This is a genomic window from Yersinia canariae, assembly GCF_009831415.1.
GTDB classification, from domain to species: domain Bacteria; phylum Pseudomonadota; class Gammaproteobacteria; order Enterobacterales; family Enterobacteriaceae; genus Yersinia; species Yersinia canariae.
The window spans coordinates 4,494,301-4,514,408 of the sequence record NZ_CP043727.1 but is presented as its reverse complement, the minus strand read 5'-3'; the positions used below and the strand labels follow the sequence as shown (position 1 = coordinate 4,514,408).

The window sequence follows — 20,108 nt, the reverse complement described above, 5'->3', positions numbered from 1 at the left end:
TACATCGATGGCGTTATTTAGCTTGTACCTCAAGAGCGAAACTCTCTTGCACGGCAATGGTTTCTTGAACTACCGCAGTTTCGGTACAGATTTTCGCCCTACCACGGCAACCTTCACCGTAATGTTCACCTTCCCAGCGGCCAACGAGTGCTGCGCCAATCGCATTACTCATCACATTCGTGGCTGAACGGCCCATATCGAGGAAGGGATCAACGCCCATTAATAGGATTAAGCCAGCTTCCGGGATATTAAATTGGCTTAAGGTAGCGGCGATGACCACCAATGAAGCGCGCGGTACACCTGCCATGCCTTTAGAGGTCAGCATCAGAATTAACAACATGGTGACTTGCTCGCCCATGCTCAGATGAATATTACATGCCTGAGCAATAAATATGACGGCAAATGAGCAATATGCCATTGAACCAACCAGGTTGAAGGAATAGCCGATAGGCAGAACAAAACTGGCAATTTTGTTAGAAACCCCAAACTCTTCCAGCTTTTCTAATGTGCCGGGAAAGGCGGCTTCAGAACTTGAGGTGGTAAATGCTAACAATGCAGGTTCGCTGATACCTTTTATTAATCGAAGAGTACAACGACCAATCAAAAGAATTGAGCAGCCAATCAAAATAAGCCACAACAGGCCGAGTGTCAGATAGAACTCGCCCATAAAGATACCGGCACTGACCAAGACACCTAATCCCCGTTCAGAAATCATTGCGGATATGGCAGCGAATACAGTTAACGGAGCAAATAGCATGACATAGCCTGTGAGTTTCAACATTAGATGTGCTAGTGAATCTAATACGGAAACAATAGGTTGTGCTTTTTCGCCGATGGCGGAAAGGCTAATCCCCATGAAGATGGAGAATACGACAATTTGCAGGATTTCATTGCGTGCCATTGCATCAACAATGCTGGTTGGAATAGCATGCGAGATAAAGACTTTAGCGGAGAATGGAACAGGTTCAATACCGTCAACGGCGTTGGCTGTGGCGGCTACGAAATTAATGCCATCACCCGGTCTTAATAGGTTAACCACCACTAAACCGAGCAGAATGGAAATGAATGCTGCGCAAATAAATAGGAACAACGTTTTTGAGAAAACGCGGCCTAATGTTTTGGCATCACCCATTTTTGCAATCCCAACCACTAATGTTGAGATGATTAACGGAGCAATGATCATTTTGATCAAACGGAGGAATATGTCGGTAAAAATAGATATTTCAGATGCGTACGACTTTGCAAAATCAGGGCTGCTAAAGGAATTTATTAAAAACCCGACAATAATACCTATTATCAGACCCAATATGATCATTGTGGTCAAATTTTTTGATTTCATAATGATTCCATTTATAAGTAGGGTGGTATTGTTTTTCTAAAGTCATTTAATAATGTTACTGATGTTGTATTTATCGCTATATTGATGAAAGCGGTGCAGGGCGAAGCACATAGCGCAGCACAATGCACCGAATGACTTGGATATTTATGTGTTTACTAATACAAATAATGTAAAACTAAATATTGAACTCAAGTGTCAGTAATGGCGCATGTTGTTGAGCACCATAGACATCCGTGTCGCCCACTGCACCAGACACGAGGCTACGCGGCATCACTATTTTGACGGCGTTTGCCGGGTCAAACCAAACAATACGATGAACAAGATCAGGTTCAATTTTATAAAGTTTGGCTATTAACTCCTTTTTAAATTGGCCGGATTCTTTAATGGATGAATATATTTTTTTGTCCTTAAATAAAATATCCAGAACTAACTCATATGGCCCAGCATTTTTTGACCTGACGACATGAGCTAAATCTAAAATTGATATTTTCATGCCATCACTCCTTCAGTTGTTACATTTTCCAGACGGAACTTAAAGGCAACTTCTGGCGTATATTCCATTAAGTGATAAATGGAGAATTCATAAACCAGACCAGCCCTAATATCTGATGGAGAGAATGGGAAAGCTAAATTACCTGCCGTTGCAATGCGGCCAGCATAACCATAATGAAGCAGGGTAGAACGGGCCAGTGAGCAAATACTGTCGGCCGTTGCTTGAGAAGGTGCCACGACATCAAGCAAAATACCCAATTCGTAAGATGTGGTATCCGGTTCCGGCTCCATTTTCCCCATTACGCCATTTTTGCCATAGAGATGAAAATTGAGCTTTACTGAGTCCGGCTCGATACTCAGGTTTTTTTCCACACTTTTCCGCACTTCGAGCAAAATGTTATCGATGTCGGCGATCATAATAGAGTCGCGGGTCCCGGCAATACTCAGTGTGCGATAACCCACCGGGCGAGCCCCTTCCAGTTTCACCGTGTAGGGAGTGTGCTCATGCACCGAGCCGCTGACACGAACCTGACCATTACCCACATCTTTAAAGCTGCATGCTCTCAGATTCAATGCTCCACCGGGGCCGGGTAAAAAGTAAGGGTCTGATTTTTCATACAATGTATGTGCGGCAGCAGAGGTTTCAGTGAACTGCCGCTTCTTGTTGAAGGTTTTCAGTGTAAAACCAGTTTCATCCAAAATACCCATTGCACAATCAGAACCTGAGCCTGGCGTTGCTGCAATGGCGGCGCATTCCAGAATCTTGCCGCAATGTAATGCCAAACCTTCGTCGAACCCCATCATGATAGGTAACGCGGCAAAGCATGCCGGGTCATATGCGCGGCCGCCTAACACCACTTGTGCGCCTGCTTGTAACGCCTCCTGAAAGGGCTCAATACCCATCTGTGCAACAATATAAGTTGTGGCGTCAATGGTTTCATGGGTTAGCTCAGGAACAAAATCCAGGGCCTGAATTTTACCTGCATCAAGGGCCGCGTGAACCACTTCTTTGCTCACATCAGCGGGAATCACCGCCAGGGTAAAGTTAAGAGATTCCTCTTTGGCAATCTCTAAGATTATCTGGCGACACCATTCCAGATGTGGTGCCGCCCCTGAACCACCAGCGGTGCCAATAACCACGGGAATACCATTCTTCACACCCGCGGTTATCATGTAACGCAGATCCCGTTTTACCCCCGCCCGATCGGTAAATGGCTTTCCTGAACCCAAATAGTGGGGGCCGGGATCGGAAGAACCCGCGTCCACGGCGATTAAATCAGGTGATTCCTCCATCGCCTTCATAAAGCTTTCTTCTGGAAATCCATACCCCAGAATGGCTGTTGGCGACAGAATTTTAAAAGTTTTAGACATATCAGTTAGCCTTTGTATTCAGTTGCGCGATGGTACGAGTCATCTCGTTAAACACAATGTTCATCCCTTCATCAAAACCCATACCCGGTTTGATCAGCATGCGCATTGGGCGGGAGGCGATAGCAACATGTACGCAGGTGCGGGCACTGATATCAGTTTCGTTACAAGTCCCGCCTTGATATGCTTCCATACCTTTTTTATTACAGTACAAAACAGCATCAACGATGTTATGAATACTGCCCAGATCAGGGGTTTTGATCTGCACCATGTGGCAGCTACCCGCATCAGTAAAATCAATGATGTCTTGGTAGGTATTACACCATTCATCGGCCACGATTTTGACGTGAGAACCCAGCTTTTTCAGGTGGCGAGTGATTTCAGTTAATAAGCGGATTTGGTCTGGTTTATTGCCTGCATCCACCGGCCCTTCGATATATAAATTCAGGTCACCGGCCTGTTCTTGCAAACTGGCGATATACTCTGCGCACAATATTGGGTCCATGTCGAAAATCAGACCAATAGTGCCGTAGACGTCAATATGTAAATCTGGTTTGTAGTTAGGATCGACGCGCAACTCACTGATTCGCTTGGCTAACCAACTCACATATTCACGCAGTTTTTCGCCATTGCGGCCCAGCTTTTCATCAACATTATTGATAAGGCCATGTGGCAGAACATCCACGCCTTTCAGAATCATTTTATCTACCGCGATGTAGCGGTCGTCACCACTTTGCCCAAATAGGGGGATCGGCTTGGCAACCAGCGGCAGATGCCACTCATCACACACCACTTCAGCTTTTAAGCGGCCTGTCGCTAACGCAGTTGCATCCAGCAATGCTTGAGAAAGACCATAACGGATTGCCGTATGCAGCGGTTTGCCATTGATTGTTACTTCATCAAAGAAGCTGGCATTTAGGCGAAACTCACTGATATCGCGCCCTTCCAGCAGCGGTTTGATATGTTTTTCCAGAAAAGGCACGAAATTTGCGGCGATAAACAAAGGATCTCGACCACCGGCACCGGAGTATTGCACGGCGGCACAGTCGCCCACAGCAACAGCACCATTTTCTAAGATTAATTGGATGTTGACGCATTCACCCGCCTGACGAATAGCGCTAAACCCCTCAGTTACAGGTTTACCTTGATAGATAAATCCATCCAATTTTGCGCCATTTTTGATTGCCTGCTGGTCATCGAAGTAGAAAGATGAATTACCTGCGGTGAACAGCGCGTGTTTGATTTTCATTATGGTCTTCCTATTAATTTGCTGTGGGATACGGCGTTAATATCGTCAATAATCATTTGGAATGACGGCGTTCGGCCCTCTTCTTTTGCCCGTTCAGCGACAAAATCATGGTGAAGTGTCAGCACATCTTTAGGCAGAGGGACGGAACCTGGGTCGAACACACGAATGGCGCCGTGGTTATCACGGATTGGCAACATTTTGCCGGAGTTGCAGGTGGCTGGCGCAAAAGGCACATCAAGCACGCCAGCTTCAAAGGCACGCACCGTTCCTATCGCAATATCGCCTTGGCCCAGTTCCAGCACTTTATCCATGACAGCGCGAACTTCGCGTTTAATCAGTGCAACTTCGCGATCGACTTCTGCACAAGGCGGGAATTTTTGGTCGCGGACCATGTTTAACATCTGGTTTGAGGCTCTTAGCCCTTGACCATTCGCCTCGGCGGTAGGGATGCCGTAGGCTTCATGTGGACTTTTGGTAATTACCTTGGTGGCACCGGCCATCCCGGCGACCGCTGATCCCCAAGAGATAACAGCAAAGGCGCGAGATTCATCTTCCGGGAACCCCCCCATCCATTGATGGAACACGGTGCTGAGTTCGTAATTTTCGTAGCCATTGGCACGGAAATACTCATTTGCCAGCTCGCGTAAGGATTGAATTGCAGCAATATCTTGCACAATGTTCCCCACCTGACCATAACCAACAGTGATGGATTTCACCCCTTGCTCCAGTGCCAGTAAACCTTCAATGATGGCGACTGCATGAGAAACAAATGGTGGGATTAGGGTGCCGGTCAATGGGCCAAATGGCTCGCGATTAATACGAATACCGTGCTCTTCATAGACCCCTATCAAACGGTCGCAGTACTGCCAGTCACGAATGGATTTCTCCAGTGTCACGCGTTTTGCATAAGGGATGTTGTAAGAGATGCCGCCACCTTCGTAGCTGGTAAACCCGCTGGCCATGGCGATTTCAGCCAGCAGGCGCGCATCTGGAGTGCCATGACGAATTTGGAGTGGCTTAGATAAAGATTCGGTGATGCGGCGACACGCTTTTACACCATGATTGACTACCGGTAATCCGTTGAGTTTGGAGGTGCCCGCTTCCATGGATTTTTGGATACCAACCGCCGCTTCTTCATAGCGATTGAGGCGGGTATAAGCATCAATCGTCGTCGGCAACAGGTCACAATCTTTTTGCAGTGTTTTCAGTAGCTCAATGTGTTCTTCGATTAACGCCACCCCTGCACGAGGTTGACTCAGCGTGATGCCTTTGCGGTCAGCTTCAAACAAGGCTCTGGCAAAGTTTTTCGACTCAGGAATGGTTTGCTGATATTTCACCCCATCTTCAAAATTTTCAACATCTTTGCCGGTGTGCCAAGTTTTCAACACTTGAAAGCGTTCGGACATAAAATCGTCTAAAGAAATCTTTTTGTTTCGAAGTTCCATCATGACTCCAATTTTTATTTGTGCAAAATTCGAACGCCAGTCTGGGCGGCCGCTTTAGGAAAGCGGCGGGCGACATTAGCGAGTAGGGGAAGCAAACCGTGGGTATCTCTGTAATACTCAAACTGGTCGGGGAGCAGCACATTCCTGTTTTTATCATCTAAATTGCGATATTTCAGCCAGTTATGAATATCGAATGAATCTGCTCTGGAGAGCCATCCTCCGGTGCCAATGACTTTCTTCACCAGTGTTAAATCGCGCCCAATTTGTAGATCAATGTTGCCAGCACAGGTGCAGACCTGGGTTTTGGTTCCCGCATGCCGTTCAGAGGCATATCCGATACAAATTCCGGCGAGTAATTGGTCGAAGACAATTTCTTCATCACTTTGGGGTAAATAGCCGGGATGTGCGGTGATGTGTTTTAGATAGCGATGAAAAGCATCAATCTTGGTTTGTTGATGGGCAAAATAATGATCAATCATCATCGTGCCGGTTTCACCGGCGTTTATCGCCGAAATGCGCATCCCCAAATCACCTTCAACCGAGCGCTTAATCAGTGGTTCAGGGATACCGTGCATGACCGTGTCAGGCTGTAAGTGATTGTTATAAGAGGAATAGACATCAGTCGTTGCGCCGCCCATATCGATCAACATGAAGGTTTCCCAGTCGGGCACGTGTTGACGAATTTGCTGTACCAGTTCAAAAACCGAATACGGGGTTGGCAGGGGTTCTTCACCAGTCTGCGCGACAATGACGTCTAAACCTTTTCCCTTAACAATTTTATGCAGGAAGATGTCACAAATAGCTTTGCGCGCGCTATAAGGGCTGGGGCTATCAAGGTTTGGCAGCACGTTATCGACGATGGTTAAATCTTTATCGCCGAGGATCTCCTGCACATCATCTTGCAGGTCACGATTTCCAGCATAAATAATGGCGCACTCAAGGTTGGATTGAGCTAGCAATTTGGCGTTTAACAAGCCGTGACCGCAATCACCACCATCAGTGCCGCCGGTAAATAGCAGGATATCTGGCGGTGAGGCTTCTAAAGCCCGCACATCTGATTTATTCAGGTTATAGGCAAAGTGCTGTGACACTTTAGCCCCGGCAGAATGCGCGGTGACTTTAGCTGACTCAAGTGTAATATTTGGCACCAAACCAATGGCGGCGACGGCAAGCCCTCCTTTAGCGGAAGAAGAGTAATCAATATTGATTTCTCCTGAGGCCAACATTGGCCGTGCATCGCTAACATTCAGGATCTTATTCAATACTGAGAAGAACCCTTCAGCTAAATGGTGTGGTGTAGTTGGGGATAATGCGCAGTTTCTCACTTTAATATGAGAGTCATCTCCTACCTCGAACACTGCCCCTTTAGTCCAGGTGGAGCCGATATCGATAGAAACGGTGATCATTGCATGCCCTCAACTGCTTCCTCTGCTTGCAGAACATGGCTAATATCGCGTTTCATCAGAGAACAGACTAATTCCAAATCTGTATCAGGTGAAAAAACACGGTTGAAGCCCATTCCTTTGAACTTCGCCTCGATTTCAGAAAAATTATGCTTACCGATAACCAGATTTCCGCCGACATAAAGCAAAATTTCGCCTATTCCGCGTTCAATACAGTTTTCACGCATCCCGATGCAATCTACCTCACCGTGCCCATAAATAGAGGAAACGACAATGGCCTGAGCGCCGGTTTCAATGGCGGCATCAATATATTCCTCTTGGCTCACCATTACTCCGAGATTAATTACGTTGAAATTGTGCATTGTAAATACCCGGTCGAGCACTTTATTACCAACAGCATGGCAATCAGCACCAATGACGCCAATAACAATTGTTGGGTTTTGCATGTTTTGCCCTCTATGTAGATTACGTTCCATATATTTACTTGGTAGGTGGAAAGCTAAGCTGAGCATTGAACTGTCCACGAGAAATTAAATTATTTTATTTAGTGACGACAGATTTTATTCCCTTGGTTTATAAAATCTGATGGTAATTTATTGGGGTTTCATTGGTTTGTAATGTGCTTCTCCGATAAGTCAAATACAATTGATTTATTATCAGAACATCTTGAAAAAAATGGTCAGTAAAAATACAGTTTTAATTTATCTTTATAAAAATCAATATGATGTGTTTTGTTGTATATTTTTTGTTAATAAGGAAATATAAACATGGTATGAATTGAATAGATATTTAAAGCAAAACCGTGATCTGTGCATGATTATTTTTTCACACTAATAATGTGATGGCTGTCATATTTCAAAAGAAATTGCATGAATTCACAGTTCAAAATTTTCTAATTTACATTGAGACATAAAATTTCGCCGTCAAAATTCATTTTTTTGTGAGACTTAACATATCTTAAAATATGTCTGCCACCATGCTAGATAACATTAATTATCTGTAGTTATAACGATGAGAAATCATTTATTAACGTACTCCGCCAGTCACCATTTTGACTAAATGTGTCTGCGGGTAATATTGTATTAATGACTTGTGATGCAAAGTATGAAGAAGACGATCCAGATCATGTTGATGGCGGTTAAATAGCAGCCCAATAACGCTACCACTGTGGGCCACATTCAAACCATAAATACCACTGTGCTCGACGATATCTAGCAATTGATGAAACTGGGGCTTAGGCAGTGTTGCCTCACTGGCGATGGCACTCAATGTCGTGGCCTCTCCAAGCCGATAACAGCAGCGCCTCTCATTCGCCAGACAAAACTGCTGCATCGCCTTTGCCAAATTGGGGGCTTGTTTCAACAGAAATGAATGGCGATTTCTTTGATGGAATTCTGCGGTTATCAACGTTTGCGAGCTTTCAAGTAGCACAATGTCAATGTCAGGTAACCATGAGAATGGCCGCCGGGTTTGCGCCGTCTGATGATCAAATAGGGTGAGATCTTTAAATATGGTGCTGTCGGTAGGTTCGAGCGCGACACACAGCCGTGCCAATGCCTCGTCATTCAGTGATTTCCCGAGCAATCGAGCGGCGGCAGTCGCTGTTGCTGCAATATCTGCGGTGCTACTGGCCAGACCTTTTGCTACTGGAATGGTCGATTCGAACTCGATACAGATTTTCTCCGCCAGTAATGGTGGCTCGCCAAAGTGCGCTAAGACTTGCCTCAGCATTTGACGCATCCGTGGCCGCTCATTTTGTCCCGGTTTTCCGAGGGTAACCGAGACTCTGCTATACCAATTTATTGGGCAAGAGATCAGTTTTTCCCCGCCGAAGATCCATCCTTGGAGCAATTCACCACAAGAGGCGGGGCAGTACGCTTCAGCCATATGATAAGCCCCCATCGCCAAAATCATTTTGCAGATCACACATTATATTAACTGCATCAGTGACTTATGATTGATATCGGTTTGATGGGCCGTAAAGGCTAAAACATCACTCAGATTGACGACGTTTCCAATAACCAGCAGCGCTGGCGCGTGTAGATTTTTACGTGTGATTTCATCTTTTAGTGTGCTGAGTGTTCCTTTGGCTATTTTCTGCTGTTGATGACTGGCATACATCACGGCGGCAGCGGGGGTATCAGGTGACTTTCCTCCCTGGATTAACAATTGGCAAATCTCTTCTTGCCGGGTCATGCCCATCAGCACGATCAGCGTGCCGTCTAGTTGTGCCAGTGCATTCCAATTCTGCGGCTCATTTCCCTGACACATGTGTCCGGTGACCACATGAAAGCTGGAAGCATAATGACGATGGGTCACGGGGATACCCGCATAAGCCAGCCCGCCAATAGAAGAGCTGATACCGGGAACCACTTCAAAGGGAATTTGATAGTGTGAAAGAGCTTCAGCTTCCTCACCGCCACGACCAAACACGTAAGGGTCACCACCTTTGAGGCGCACCACATTTTTGCCCGCTAAAGCATAATCAATTAGGATTTTATTAATTTGTTCTTGGGGAACCGGGTGGTGGTTAGAGGTTTTTCCGACGTTAATAATCTGGCAATTTGGTGGCGCTTGAGAAATTAACTCTAAATTCACTAAGCGGTCATGAACAAGAACTTGAGCTTCACGAATAGCAAATAATCCTTTTACAGTGATTAATGATGCATCCCCTGGCCCCGCGCCAACTAACAATACTTTCCCTATTTTCATTAGAACAACCTTTATAGCAGATGCGGCGTAAGATTTCTTAGCGTTAATTACCTAAAATATATTATATAAATAGCGAATAACTTAAAAATACCGCGCCATTATCCATCAATAGATGCATACGATACTTGACCCCGCTCCCATTATTTAATCATTTTACGGAATGAACTCTTCAGAATATATGATGTTTAATTTTCCTTGGGAATTTATTATTGCATTGTCATTAGTTATGTTTTTATTATTTATTTTTGTTTTTAACTTTAACCTTGCATTTATTATTTATAATTATGAAGACTATCACAAAAACGACCGAGAGCTATGTCCATATAAATAAAACTGTGTATGTTAAAAAACCAATAAAGCACGATATTAATTTCTAATATAACTATCTCGGTAAATTCGACGGTTTAGTTAATTATTTTATGAAATAATGGGTGAGTTACCATGCGGTACAAAATTCCAAAAACAGACTTATTAGTGACGTTTGAAGCGGTCGCTCAATATGAAAGCTACACGAGAGCTGCAGAGAAACTAGCGTTGACGCAAAGTGCCGTTTTCCGCCAAATTACGGCCCTGGAAGAATTCCTTAACGTGTCATTATTCCACCATGTCCGTAAGCGGATTTTTCTTAATGACGCCGGGCGTTATTACCTTGGTTTGGTCAGAGATACACTAGAACAACTGGAAAAAGATACGCAAAGTATTATGTCTTACCAGTCGACGCAACAAGTTCTGGAATTAGCAGTAACTCCCACATTTAGTACACATTGGCTTATTCCTAATCTCAGTAGCTTTCATGAAAATCATCCGGAAATTGTGCTCAATTTAACTGCGCTCACCACAGCAGCTGATTTTTTGAACTTGAAATATGATGCAGCAATTATGCGTGAAGATTTTAGTAGCCCCTGGGCAGAAAATGAGCATTTATTTGAAGAAGAACTGGTGCCAGTTTGCAGCCGTATGTTGTGGCGTGACGACAAAAAGGTGATGCGCGCGGAGCAATTGATGGAAGAATTAACATTACTTCATCAAACAACACGTTTGGATGCTTGGTATGACTGGTTTGCATTGTCAGGTGTTAATAGTCCAAAAGTCAGGATGGGGCCACGTTTTGATCTCTTATCAATGCTGATTTCTGCTGTTCGTTCTAACCTTGGCGTCGCTTTATTGCCCCGTTTTGCTATTCATAAAGATTTAGAAAATGGTGATATGGTTATTCCTTGTGATCTACCGATGAGCACGGGAAACCATTTCGTTCTGACTTATAAGGACGGAAAAAGAGGGCTACGGAGTTTGCAAAAATTCAGCCGCTGGATTCACGATAAATCGAAAGAAGAAGAATTGAAGAGAACGTGGGTGGACTGATTTTTATAACGTACTCGTGCGTAAAGTGATTACCTATAAAATGCGAGTTAAGAACATAATGTGTTTGTATGCAATTAAGTTTCATCAGAAACTTATTAACCAATAAGCATTATGTATTGCAGATAGAACAATTGCTTTTTATTTTATCCCATCAATAATGGCTGGGTAATGCATCGGATGTATTAATTATTTTTTTACTAAAATCTTTCCAGGGTAATTAATGGAAAGTGCCGCTTGCTATTTATCATTTAGCTAATTGAGTGAAAATAATGTATCAAAATGACTTTTTTTATCAAGATCCATTCCCTCTTTCTGAGGATGAAACAGAATATTACTTATTAACAGATAAGTATGTTTCTACTATTAAAGTTGAAGGTAAAGATATATTAAAAGTTAAACCTGAAGCTCTAACATTGTTGTCTCAGCAAGCTTTTCATGATGCTTCATTTTTTCTTCGCCCTGCTCATCAACAGCAAGTTGCTGCTATTTTGCATGATCCCTTGGCGAGCGAAAATGACCAATATGTGGCGCTTCAGCTATTACGTAATGCAGAAATCTCAGCCAAAGGAATCCTACCTAATTGTCAGGATACCGGCACATCCACTATTGTGGCAAAAAAAGGCCAGCGAGTTTGGACAGATAGTGATGATGCACAAGCTTTATCCCGCGGTATCTATAACACCTTTCGCCACGATAATCTGCGCCATTCGCAAAATGCGGCGTTAGATATGTATACCGAAGTGAATACTGGAACCAATCTCCCCGGCCAAATTGATATTTTTGCTACCCCCGGCGCGCAATATACTTTTCTATTTGTGAATAAAGGAGGCGGCTCTGCGAATAAAGCTGCGTTATATCAGGAAACCAAAGCTGTTCTGGAACCGAAAAAGCTCAAAGCTTTTTTAATCGACAAAATGAAAGGGCTAGGAACCGCTGCCTGTCCTCCTTATCACATTGCGTTTGTGGTTGGTGGAACATCCGCTGAATTAACACTGAAGACGGCAAAGTTGGCGTCAACCAAATATTATGACAATTTGCCGACTGAAGGTAATGAATATGGTCAGGCGTTTCGTGATACCGCACTCGAACAAGAGTTGCTACAGGCATCGCGTGAGTTTGGCTTAGGTGCTCAGTTCGGTGGCAAGTATTTTGCTCACGATGTACGTGTTATTCGCTTGCCGCGCCACGGTGGCTCTTGTCCGATAGGCATGGCTATTTCATGTTCCTCTGACCGCAATATCAAAGCCAAAATTAGCAAAGAGGGTATTTGGCTCGAAAAATTGGAGCGCCATCCTGAACGTTATATTCCTGAGCACTTGCGCGTGAATAATGAAGGGACGGTAGTGAATATCGATCTTAATCAGTCGATGGATGACATTCGTCAGCAACTTTCCCGCTATCCGGTATCTACTCGAGTGTCACTTAATGGCCCGCTAATTGTGGCGCGCGATATTGTTCACGCCAAACTAAAAGATCTTTTAGATCAAGGGGGCGAATTACCGCAGTACATGAAAGATCATCCTGTCTATTATGCGGGGCCAGCGAAAAAGCCAGACGAATTTGTTTCAGGTTCGATGGGGCCAACAACGGGCGGGCGCATGGACCCTTATGTGGATCTTTTTCAATCTCATGGTGGCAGCTTGGTCATGTTGGCAAAAGGTAATCGTAGCCATCAAGTCACTGAAGCTTGTCAGAAACACCGTGGATTCTATCTGGGTAGCATCGGCGGTTCTGCGGCTATTTTGGCACAGGAATATATCAAAAGTCTGGAATGTATTGAGTATCCAGAATTGGGGATGGAAGCTGTGTGGAAAATGGAGGTTAGAAACTTTCCCGCTTTTATTCTCCTGGATGACAAAGGTAACTCTTTCTTTGACCAGATCCAGATGAAGGCATGTGCTGGCTGTCAGCAATAGTTTCTATGCGAGGGTATCACTGTGAGTGAAGAACGGTATCAACAGCGGCAGCAACATCTTAAAGATCACATTGAGGCCCGTGTTGCGCACGCGACCCAAACCGGTGGCATTATTATGGTATTTACCGGTAATGGCAAAGGGAAAACTACTGCCGCTTTTGGTACCGCAACCCGGGCTGTTGGTCATGGTATGCGGGTAGGCGCACTCCAGTTTATCAAGGGAACGTGGGAAAATGGTGAACGCAACCTGCTGGAACGCAATGGTGTTGAGTTTCATATTATGGCGACGGGTTTTACCTGGGATACACAAGATAAAGTAGCCGATACTCTGGCGGCAAAAGAGGTGTGGCAACAGGGCTGCCGGATGTTGTCTGATCCCAGTTACGAGCTTGTGGTGCTGGATGAATTGACTTACATGGTCACCTACGGCTATTTATCGTTGGATGAGGTGATGGCTGTGCTGATAAATCGGCCTAAGAACCAAGGTGTTATTATCACTGGGCGAGCTTGTCATCGTGATATTATAGAGCTTGCAGATACCGTCAGTGAGTTACGGCCAGTTAAACACGCGTTTGATAGTGGAATTAAGGCGCAAAAAGGTATTGATTGGTGAGGGTGACCATTATTATCCCGACACGGCAGTAAGTTAGAAAATAATAAAGTAGGGCAGTCAGGGTTGGATTTATTTAGATAAACAGCAAGGCAGAGTTGCAAATACTTAAATCGATAAGTTCAGATAAATCTCTCTGCACATGCTGTGCCCTGACCTCCCTAATAAACCCGGTAGGCTAATTGAGTTTATTATCTTACTGAAGTGTCAGCATTCTTTGGATCGTTAACATAACGGCACTCTCTGTATTTCTGCCCGTAATGAAATTTGCAGCAGATTTAGTTTCTTCGAAAGCATTACGCATGGCAAAACTGAATGTAGATCTTTCCATCAATTCAATATCATTCAGTCCATCGCCAAATACCATGGTTTCATCTTTATTAACACCCAATAAATTTTGCAGTATTTCAACGGTATGCCCTTTATGCACACCGACATCGGCAATATCAATCCAGGCATCTTCAGATACAACAATATAGGCTTTATCGAAGAACTCGTGTAGATGAGGCTTAAAATCAGGGCAGCGACCCTTTTCGTCATAAACAGATATTTTGACAAAATCATAAATTACTTGAGAAAAATCATCAACTTTTGTCACTTTAGCATATGATTTTTTAATTTTGTTTTCCATGTCGCTAGATACCGAACTCTTAATAAATGCACCTTCTGATGTACAAGCAATAATGACGGGCTCTTTATTAATAGCTTCTAAAGTAGAAATTATTTTCAATCCAAGTTTATTTTTAATAAGTGACTGATAAATATATTCATTTTTGTATTTTATTCTGGTGGCACTATCACCCAAAATCCAAAATTGCTCGGCATCATCATTGAAAAGCTCTTCTACACGCTCACATTGCTTACCCGTGCATATCGCAAAATGGACGCCTTTCTGAGCCATGATTTTTTTGACATTCTGAAACATTTCTCGATTATAATCCCCATTGTCATCGAGAAAAGTCCCATCCAGATCTGTAATTATTAATTTTATCATTGTAGGACACTCATTTTATTAAGATACCAATGAATATTACAAAAGATTATATTATTGTCACGTAAAAATACGTTTCTTTTTTGTAATATGTACCGTGAATAAAACAATATGTTTTTAAATTTAGTTGCCATAGAAATCTAATAATACTAATTATGTTGCTGTTGATATAGAGATTCATGTTTTAATCGCGGTTGGATAAATAAATATGACATTGTTACTGTTATTTATCTCTGCTTTTTTTGGTGGGGCGCTGTGTTCCTGCCAAGCTTGCCATGGCTTGGCGCATAATATCCAGAAATGCCCGCAATCTGGCTGGGTAATAGCTGGCATGAGGGTAAACCAAATATATCGGTAAGGGTAATCCCTGCCAATCAGGTGTTAGATGGACGAGTCGGCCTTTTATGAGGTCATCACTTATTACCCATGTTGATGCAATCCCAGCACCTAATCCGGCTAATGCGGCGTTACGTAAAGCATACAGGCTGTCAGTACTCAATTGTGGCTGGATGGAAAGACGATAGATTTCGCCATTCTTTTTATGACTCAAAACGGCTTCATTACGGTAAAACGAATTTAATGCCAGCCAGTGAAAGTCCTGTAATTGTTCGGGGTGAGTTGGTACCGGCCTATTATTCAGTAATTCAGGGGCAGCAATCACGATACGTGGTACTTCAGCCAGTAAGACCGCCACGACGGAGGGGTCGGTCACGGCACCAACTTGAATAGCGCAATCAATACCTTCCGCAATAAAGTCTGGCCGACGATCATTTAACATCCATTCAACGGACATTTTCGGGTATTGGTATAAATAGTCTTTTAGTGGTTTGATTAATTGGTCTTGCCCGAAAGCATGTGGAACCAAAACACGCAGTAATCCTCTGGGCTCATCTGACGCGCTACGAAGGTCATCTTCCATCGCATTCCAGCTTTCAACCAGTTCTTTAGCATGGGAATAACAACGTTCACCATCGTCAGTCAACTTCATGATATGAGTCGTGCGCTGCAATAATTTCAGGCCAAGCAAGCGCTCTAAAGTCTGCAAACGGCGGCTGATAGTCGGTTGACTGGTGCCCATGCGTGCAGCCGCTCCGGATAAACTCCCGGCTTCGACGATACGAATGAATGTTTGCATCAACTCTATACGGTCAATGCCCGCTAAATTAGATTCTGTCATACGCTAAGCGTATAACAGTTTTACTCTTCAGGCGACTACCAATATATGTCCACACCCGTAAAAATACAGGCTAAATATCATTACAGGTAGCCATCATGTCAGTCATTCAAACCGTAGTGCCCCACACAGAAAAAGCGAAGAAAACCCTATCCAGCCGGACAGTTCTGATGTTGGCGACAGGTGCAGGTCTTAGCGTCGCATCTATTTATTACAGCCAGCCGCTACTGGGCGTTATGGGCGCTGATTTACACGCCAGTGTCGGTATGCTGGGTATGGTTCCGACACTGACACAGATTGGTTATGCTTTAGGCATACTGCTGCTTGCCCCGCTGGGGGATCGTCATGACCGCCGGATTATCATTTTATTAAAAGGTATTTTGCTTGCGGCGGCATTATTATTCTGTGGTTTTGTTCCTGGAATCAGTGGGTTGCTGGTGACCAGTTTTGTTGTCGGGATTGCTGCTACCATGGCTCAGGATATCGTCCCAGCATCTGCCTCATTGGTTTCGGCAGCGCAACGGGGTAGAACGGTCGGTACAGTCATGACTGGCCTGCTATTGGGGATTTTATTATCACGGGTGTTGAGTGGTTTTGTCGCAGAATACTTCGGTTGGCGGTCACTTTATGTGGGCGCAGCGCTATCAGTTATTCTGATAACATTGGTGATATGGCGCTGCTTGCCGCGAGTGTCGGCGACTTCAACTCTGAGTTATCCCGCATTATTCGCCTCAATGAGTCACTTATGGCTTCAGTTTAAAGATTTACGCCGGGCGACCATATCACAAGGATTACTGTCTGTAGGGTTCAGCGCTTTCTGGTCAACTCTGGCGGTGATGCTACAGAATACTTATCATCTCGGTAGTGCTGTTGCGGGGGCGTTTGGCCTTGCCGGAGCCGCAGGGGCATTGGCCGCACCATTAGCAGGGGCATTGGCAGACCGTCGCGGCCCGCAAGTGGTTACTTTGATTGGCGCGAGTTTGGCCACACTGTCCTTTGTTGCTCTTTTCCTTTTGCCGCTGTTGTCATTTCAATTTCAAATAGGGCTTATTGTCATCAGTGCCATTGGGTTTGACTTTGGTATTCAGGCCACGCTGGTAGCGCATCAAACTATTATTTATGGCCTGGAACCCGCCGCTCGTAGCCGACTTAATGCACTGTTATTCACAGGTATGTTTGTCGGGATGGCTATTGGTTCTGCCTTGGGGAGCTTGATCCTGGAAAAAATGGGATGGACTTACGTTGTCGTCCTCATTACTTTCGCAGGAGCCGCGAGCCTGGTTGTACGATGGGGAGGCAGAAGAGCCAAATAGATGGGGTGAGGACAAAAATAAAGCAGATATAAACCTTATAAGCTGTATTCGGGATATCCAAGTAAGTAGATATCCCGATGATATATTTTAAATTCTGATACAAACCGGCTAAGTTTGGTTATCTTCATCAGCCCTCAGTATTTGCTTGGTATATTAGGGTTGTAAATACGCAATACTTTGGTGAATCTCCCTTTCAATATCGGCTTCTGACCAAGTATTCAATTGTGATGAAAACGGTTCAAAAGCATATATTCCCTGATACCCCAACCGCTCAAGATTAGCGACTTGCTGTTTACTGTTCAGTTTGTCCCGTTCGCTCAACATAATGCGATCTTCATCTGTCAGTGTTGATTTCAAACGTATCTCTTCGACACCGGAAATATGCACCAGCCCGATGGCATTGACGTCGATATGAGCGTCGAACTCGGTCTGAGCGATATCACTCAGGTAGTAATGGAAGGTATCTAATACCATTTTATACGGGGCTGTTGATTTGCGGATAATAGATTGGGTTAGTAGATGAGAACGTAATGAACTGATGGTAAAACCTAAAGGCTCCACCAGCCCGGTCACTTGGTATTTTTTAAATAGTGGGGCTAGCAGCATTAAAGCATCCAGTGTGTCTTGCTCTTTTTGCTCAGATGAACGCCGGTCATTGGCGTTACAATTGGGGCATAAAATAATTCCGTGGCAACGAATTTCTTTGGCTTGCTTTAGCATACTTTCCGCCTCTTTCAGTAGCGCGGAACGGTGCTCTGGCAGATTGAAATATTGTAATGCATTGATAGTAATAATTTCGATTTCATATTTATCGGTTAGTGCATTGAGTTGTGCTGTGCTCAACTCATCTGCGATTTTTCCGCTTGGCATGTCATTGCGTAACTCAACTTTATTTAACCCGCATTTCTTCACCAGACGGAAAAAACTTTCGATATTTAAATTAGGGGCAATTTTGCGATTAATACAGAAACGATCTTGTGGGATAGGCATGGTTTTTGCTCCTGCTCCTGCAATTATAGGTGCTGAGATATATTGACTTGCCTATTGGGCAACCCGAAAAGTGGCTGCCCAATAGGCAAGTGTGTCTGTTAAAAGAATTATTTACTCCCATTGGAAGTCGTTGATACAACTGCTGATATAGTAGTTTTAACCCTTTTGGCCAGCATGGCTTCTTCCATGTGTTCCAGTGCCACACCTTTAGTTTCAGGTACAAAGCGGCAGATAAACCAATAGCTGAACAAACAACAGAGAGCGAAAATCCACATTGGGAAGGCTCCGTGGAACTGAGAGGAAAGGTAAGGTTGTTCATTCATCATCGGGAAGCTTTGTGAGACGGCAAAATTGGCAACCCACATGCAACCGACCGCAATACTCATACCTTGTGCTCGCATACGGTTGGGGAATATTTCAGAAATTAGCACCCAAGTTCCCACCCCCCATGACAGTGCGTAGAAAATCATAAAGAACAACATGCCGAACAGCGCCAGATAACCAGTTGATTGGTTGTAAAGGGCAAAAGAGGTGATAAGTAACCCGAGGATAGTGCCGATAGTACCAAAGCGCATCAGCGGTAAGCGCCCCATACGATCCATCAACATTGCGCCTATAATGGAGCCGATCAATTGGAGCACACCAAGCCAGATAGTCTGGAAAAGCGCTTCTTGCATATTACCGGTGACAACTTTTAGTACGACAGGAGCGTAATACATCATTACGTTAACGCCAGTAACTTGTTGTAGCATCGCCAGCATGCAGCCGACAAAAATAATGAAACGCACTCTGTAATCACCGTAGTTCAACCGGCTTTTATGTTGTTGCCTATCTTCCGCGAGTGATATTTTTATTTCGCTCAGCACGTTCTGGGCATGGCTGGCATTGGATACCTTAGTTAGCATGGCTAATGCTTGCTCATCTCGCCCGACCATAACATTCCAACGTGGGGACTCCGGAATAAAGAACACAAAGATACAAAACAGTGCGCAGGGAATAACAGCAGAGCCGATCATCCAACGCCAACCATATTCAATTAACCATAGCTCGGTAGCTTGGCTGGCTATTTTATAATTAACGTAAAAAATCACTATCTGCCCAAATACAATGGCAAACTGCTGCATGCTTAGTGCGCGTCCGCGCATATTTTTGGGCGAGACTTCAGACATATACATCGGGGAAACGGTTGAAGCCAGGCCAACTGCTAAGCCGCCGATAATTCGGTAGATGACAAATATGGTGAAGGTTGTCGCCAGTGAAGCGCCAATAGCGGAGATAGTAAATAGGGCCGCGGCCAGTATCAGGGCTTTTTTACGCCCCCATCGACCCGCAATGGGCCCGGAAATAAATGCGCCGATAACACAACCGATAACGACATTAGATACTGCCCAGCCAGTTTCCGCAGGGCTAAGATTGAAGTAGCTTTTCAGTGAATCTATCGCACCCGAGATAACTGCAGTGTCGTAGCCGAATAAAATGCCACCGAGAGCGGCAATGCCGCAGATCCGCAACACATAGCCGGTATTCCTTTTTTGTTGATATGCCATAAAAACTCCGTTTTGTGTCCTTTGTCGCCAACCTGCTGTTTTAACCTGTTGAGTGAATAACTTGGAGCAGGAGTTGGATTGAAGTAACGTGCATACTGATTTTATAAGAACATTCATTTCATTTTAATTAAATAACGAAATATTAATTTTTAGATCTAGTTCAAATATCAAGTTGAAAAAAGCCTTGTTAAAATCACT

The 20,108-nt window shown here is 44.2% G+C and carries 17 protein-coding genes; 4 read left to right on the top strand and 13 right to left on the bottom strand.

Features of this window, described 5'->3' with window-relative positions:
• Window positions 1-13 precede the first annotated feature (13 nt).
• The 9 genes from F0T03_RS20690 to cobA all read right to left on the bottom strand — a co-directional run bounded on the left by F0T03_RS20690 (window position 14) and on the right by cobA (window position 10,008).
• Window positions 14-1,339: a dicarboxylate/amino acid:cation symporter gene (locus F0T03_RS20690; protein WP_159680431.1), complete on the bottom strand. Its 1,326-nt coding sequence runs from the start codon at window positions 1,337-1,339 to the stop codon at window positions 14-16.
• Between the two features lie 175 nt (window positions 1,340-1,514).
• Window positions 1,515-1,832 carry a DUF4387 domain-containing protein gene (locus tag F0T03_RS20685; protein ID WP_145556153.1) on the bottom strand — a complete coding sequence of 106 codons (318 nt, stop codon included), beginning with the start codon at window positions 1,830-1,832 and terminating at the stop codon, window positions 1,515-1,517.
• Window positions 1,829-3,202 carry an acyclic terpene utilization AtuA family protein gene (locus tag F0T03_RS20680; protein ID WP_145556152.1) on the bottom strand — a complete coding sequence of 458 codons (1,374 nt, stop codon included), beginning with the start codon at window positions 3,200-3,202 and terminating at the stop codon, window positions 1,829-1,831. The genes F0T03_RS20685 and F0T03_RS20680 overlap by 4 nt, the downstream gene beginning before the upstream one ends.
• A 1-nt stretch (window position 3,203) precedes the next feature.
• Window positions 3,204-4,448: a methylaspartate ammonia-lyase gene (locus F0T03_RS20675; RefSeq protein WP_159680429.1), complete on the bottom strand. Its 1,245-nt coding sequence runs from the start codon at window positions 4,446-4,448 to the stop codon at window positions 3,204-3,206.
• Window positions 4,448-5,893, bottom strand: a complete 1,446-nt coding sequence (locus F0T03_RS20670) for a methylaspartate mutase subunit E (RefSeq protein WP_159681034.1) — start codon at window positions 5,891-5,893, stop codon at window positions 4,448-4,450. Before F0T03_RS20670 ends, F0T03_RS20675 begins: the two co-directional genes overlap by 1 nt.
• Before the next feature lie 14 nt (window positions 5,894-5,907).
• On the bottom strand, window positions 5,908-7,299 hold the full coding sequence (glmL, locus tag F0T03_RS20665; RefSeq protein ID WP_145556150.1) for a methylaspartate mutase accessory protein GlmL: 1,392 nt from the start codon (window positions 7,297-7,299) through the stop codon (window positions 5,908-5,910).
• Entirely contained in the window at window positions 7,296-7,742 is a 447-nt protein-coding gene (gene glmS, locus F0T03_RS20660; protein ID WP_159681032.1) for a methylaspartate mutase subunit S, read from the bottom strand. The genes glmL and glmS overlap by 4 nt, the downstream gene beginning before the upstream one ends.
• A gap of 580 nt (window positions 7,743-8,322) precedes the next feature.
• The gene (locus F0T03_RS20655) at window positions 8,323-9,183 is read right to left on the bottom strand and encodes a GHMP family kinase ATP-binding protein (RefSeq protein ID WP_159680427.1); all 861 of its coding nucleotides are present in this window, start codon (window positions 9,181-9,183) and stop codon (window positions 8,323-8,325) included.
• Window positions 9,184-9,225: 42 nt separating this feature from the next.
• A complete protein-coding gene (gene cobA / locus F0T03_RS20650; protein WP_145556147.1) occupies window positions 9,226-10,008 on the bottom strand; it encodes a uroporphyrinogen-III C-methyltransferase in 783 nt (260 codons plus the stop codon).
• 441 nt (window positions 10,009-10,449) lie between these two features.
• On the opposite strand from cobA, the gene F0T03_RS20645 reads away from it, so the two are divergent.
• The 3 genes from F0T03_RS20645 to cobO all read left to right on the top strand — a co-directional run bounded on the left by F0T03_RS20645 (window position 10,450) and on the right by cobO (window position 13,898).
• On the top strand, window positions 10,450-11,370 hold the full coding sequence (locus F0T03_RS20645; RefSeq protein ID WP_145562218.1) for a LysR substrate-binding domain-containing protein: 921 nt from the start codon (window positions 10,450-10,452) through the stop codon (window positions 11,368-11,370).
• Between the two features lie 269 nt (window positions 11,371-11,639).
• Window positions 11,640-13,286 (top strand): fumarate hydratase, encoded by a 1,647-nt coding sequence (locus F0T03_RS20640; RefSeq protein WP_159680425.1) that lies wholly within the window; start codon window positions 11,640-11,642, stop codon window positions 13,284-13,286.
• 21 nt (window positions 13,287-13,307) lie between these two features.
• Window positions 13,308-13,898, top strand: a complete 591-nt coding sequence (gene cobO, locus F0T03_RS20635) for a cob(I)yrinic acid a,c-diamide adenosyltransferase (protein ID WP_159680423.1) — start codon at window positions 13,308-13,310, stop codon at window positions 13,896-13,898.
• 193 nt (window positions 13,899-14,091) lie between these two features.
• Here the strand turns inward: cobO and F0T03_RS20630 are convergent, their stop codons facing one another.
• Window positions 14,092-14,889, bottom strand: a complete 798-nt coding sequence (locus F0T03_RS20630) for an HAD-IIB family hydrolase (RefSeq protein WP_145556421.1) — start codon at window positions 14,887-14,889, stop codon at window positions 14,092-14,094.
• A 220-nt stretch (window positions 14,890-15,109) separates the two neighbouring features.
• Window positions 15,110-16,063, bottom strand: a complete 954-nt coding sequence (locus F0T03_RS20625; RefSeq protein ID WP_159680421.1) for a LysR family transcriptional regulator — start codon at window positions 16,061-16,063, stop codon at window positions 15,110-15,112.
• Window positions 16,064-16,158: 95 nt separating this feature from the next.
• Here F0T03_RS20625 and F0T03_RS20620 point away from each other — a divergent pair, with 95 nt between their 5' ends.
• Window positions 16,159-17,373, top strand: coding sequence for an MFS transporter (locus F0T03_RS20620; RefSeq protein WP_145553789.1), 1,215 nt, complete (start codon window positions 16,159-16,161; stop codon window positions 17,371-17,373).
• Between the two features lie 153 nt (window positions 17,374-17,526).
• On the opposite strand, the gene F0T03_RS20615 is transcribed toward F0T03_RS20620, so the two are convergent.
• Window positions 17,527-18,363: a TIM barrel protein gene (locus F0T03_RS20615; protein WP_159680419.1), complete on the bottom strand. Its 837-nt coding sequence runs from the start codon at window positions 18,361-18,363 to the stop codon at window positions 17,527-17,529.
• A gap of 107 nt (window positions 18,364-18,470) precedes the next feature.
• The gene (locus F0T03_RS20610) at window positions 18,471-20,027 is read right to left on the bottom strand and encodes a sugar porter family MFS transporter (RefSeq protein ID WP_281347275.1); all 1,557 of its coding nucleotides are present in this window, start codon (window positions 20,025-20,027) and stop codon (window positions 18,471-18,473) included.
• Window positions 20,028-20,108: the final 81 nt, after the last annotated feature.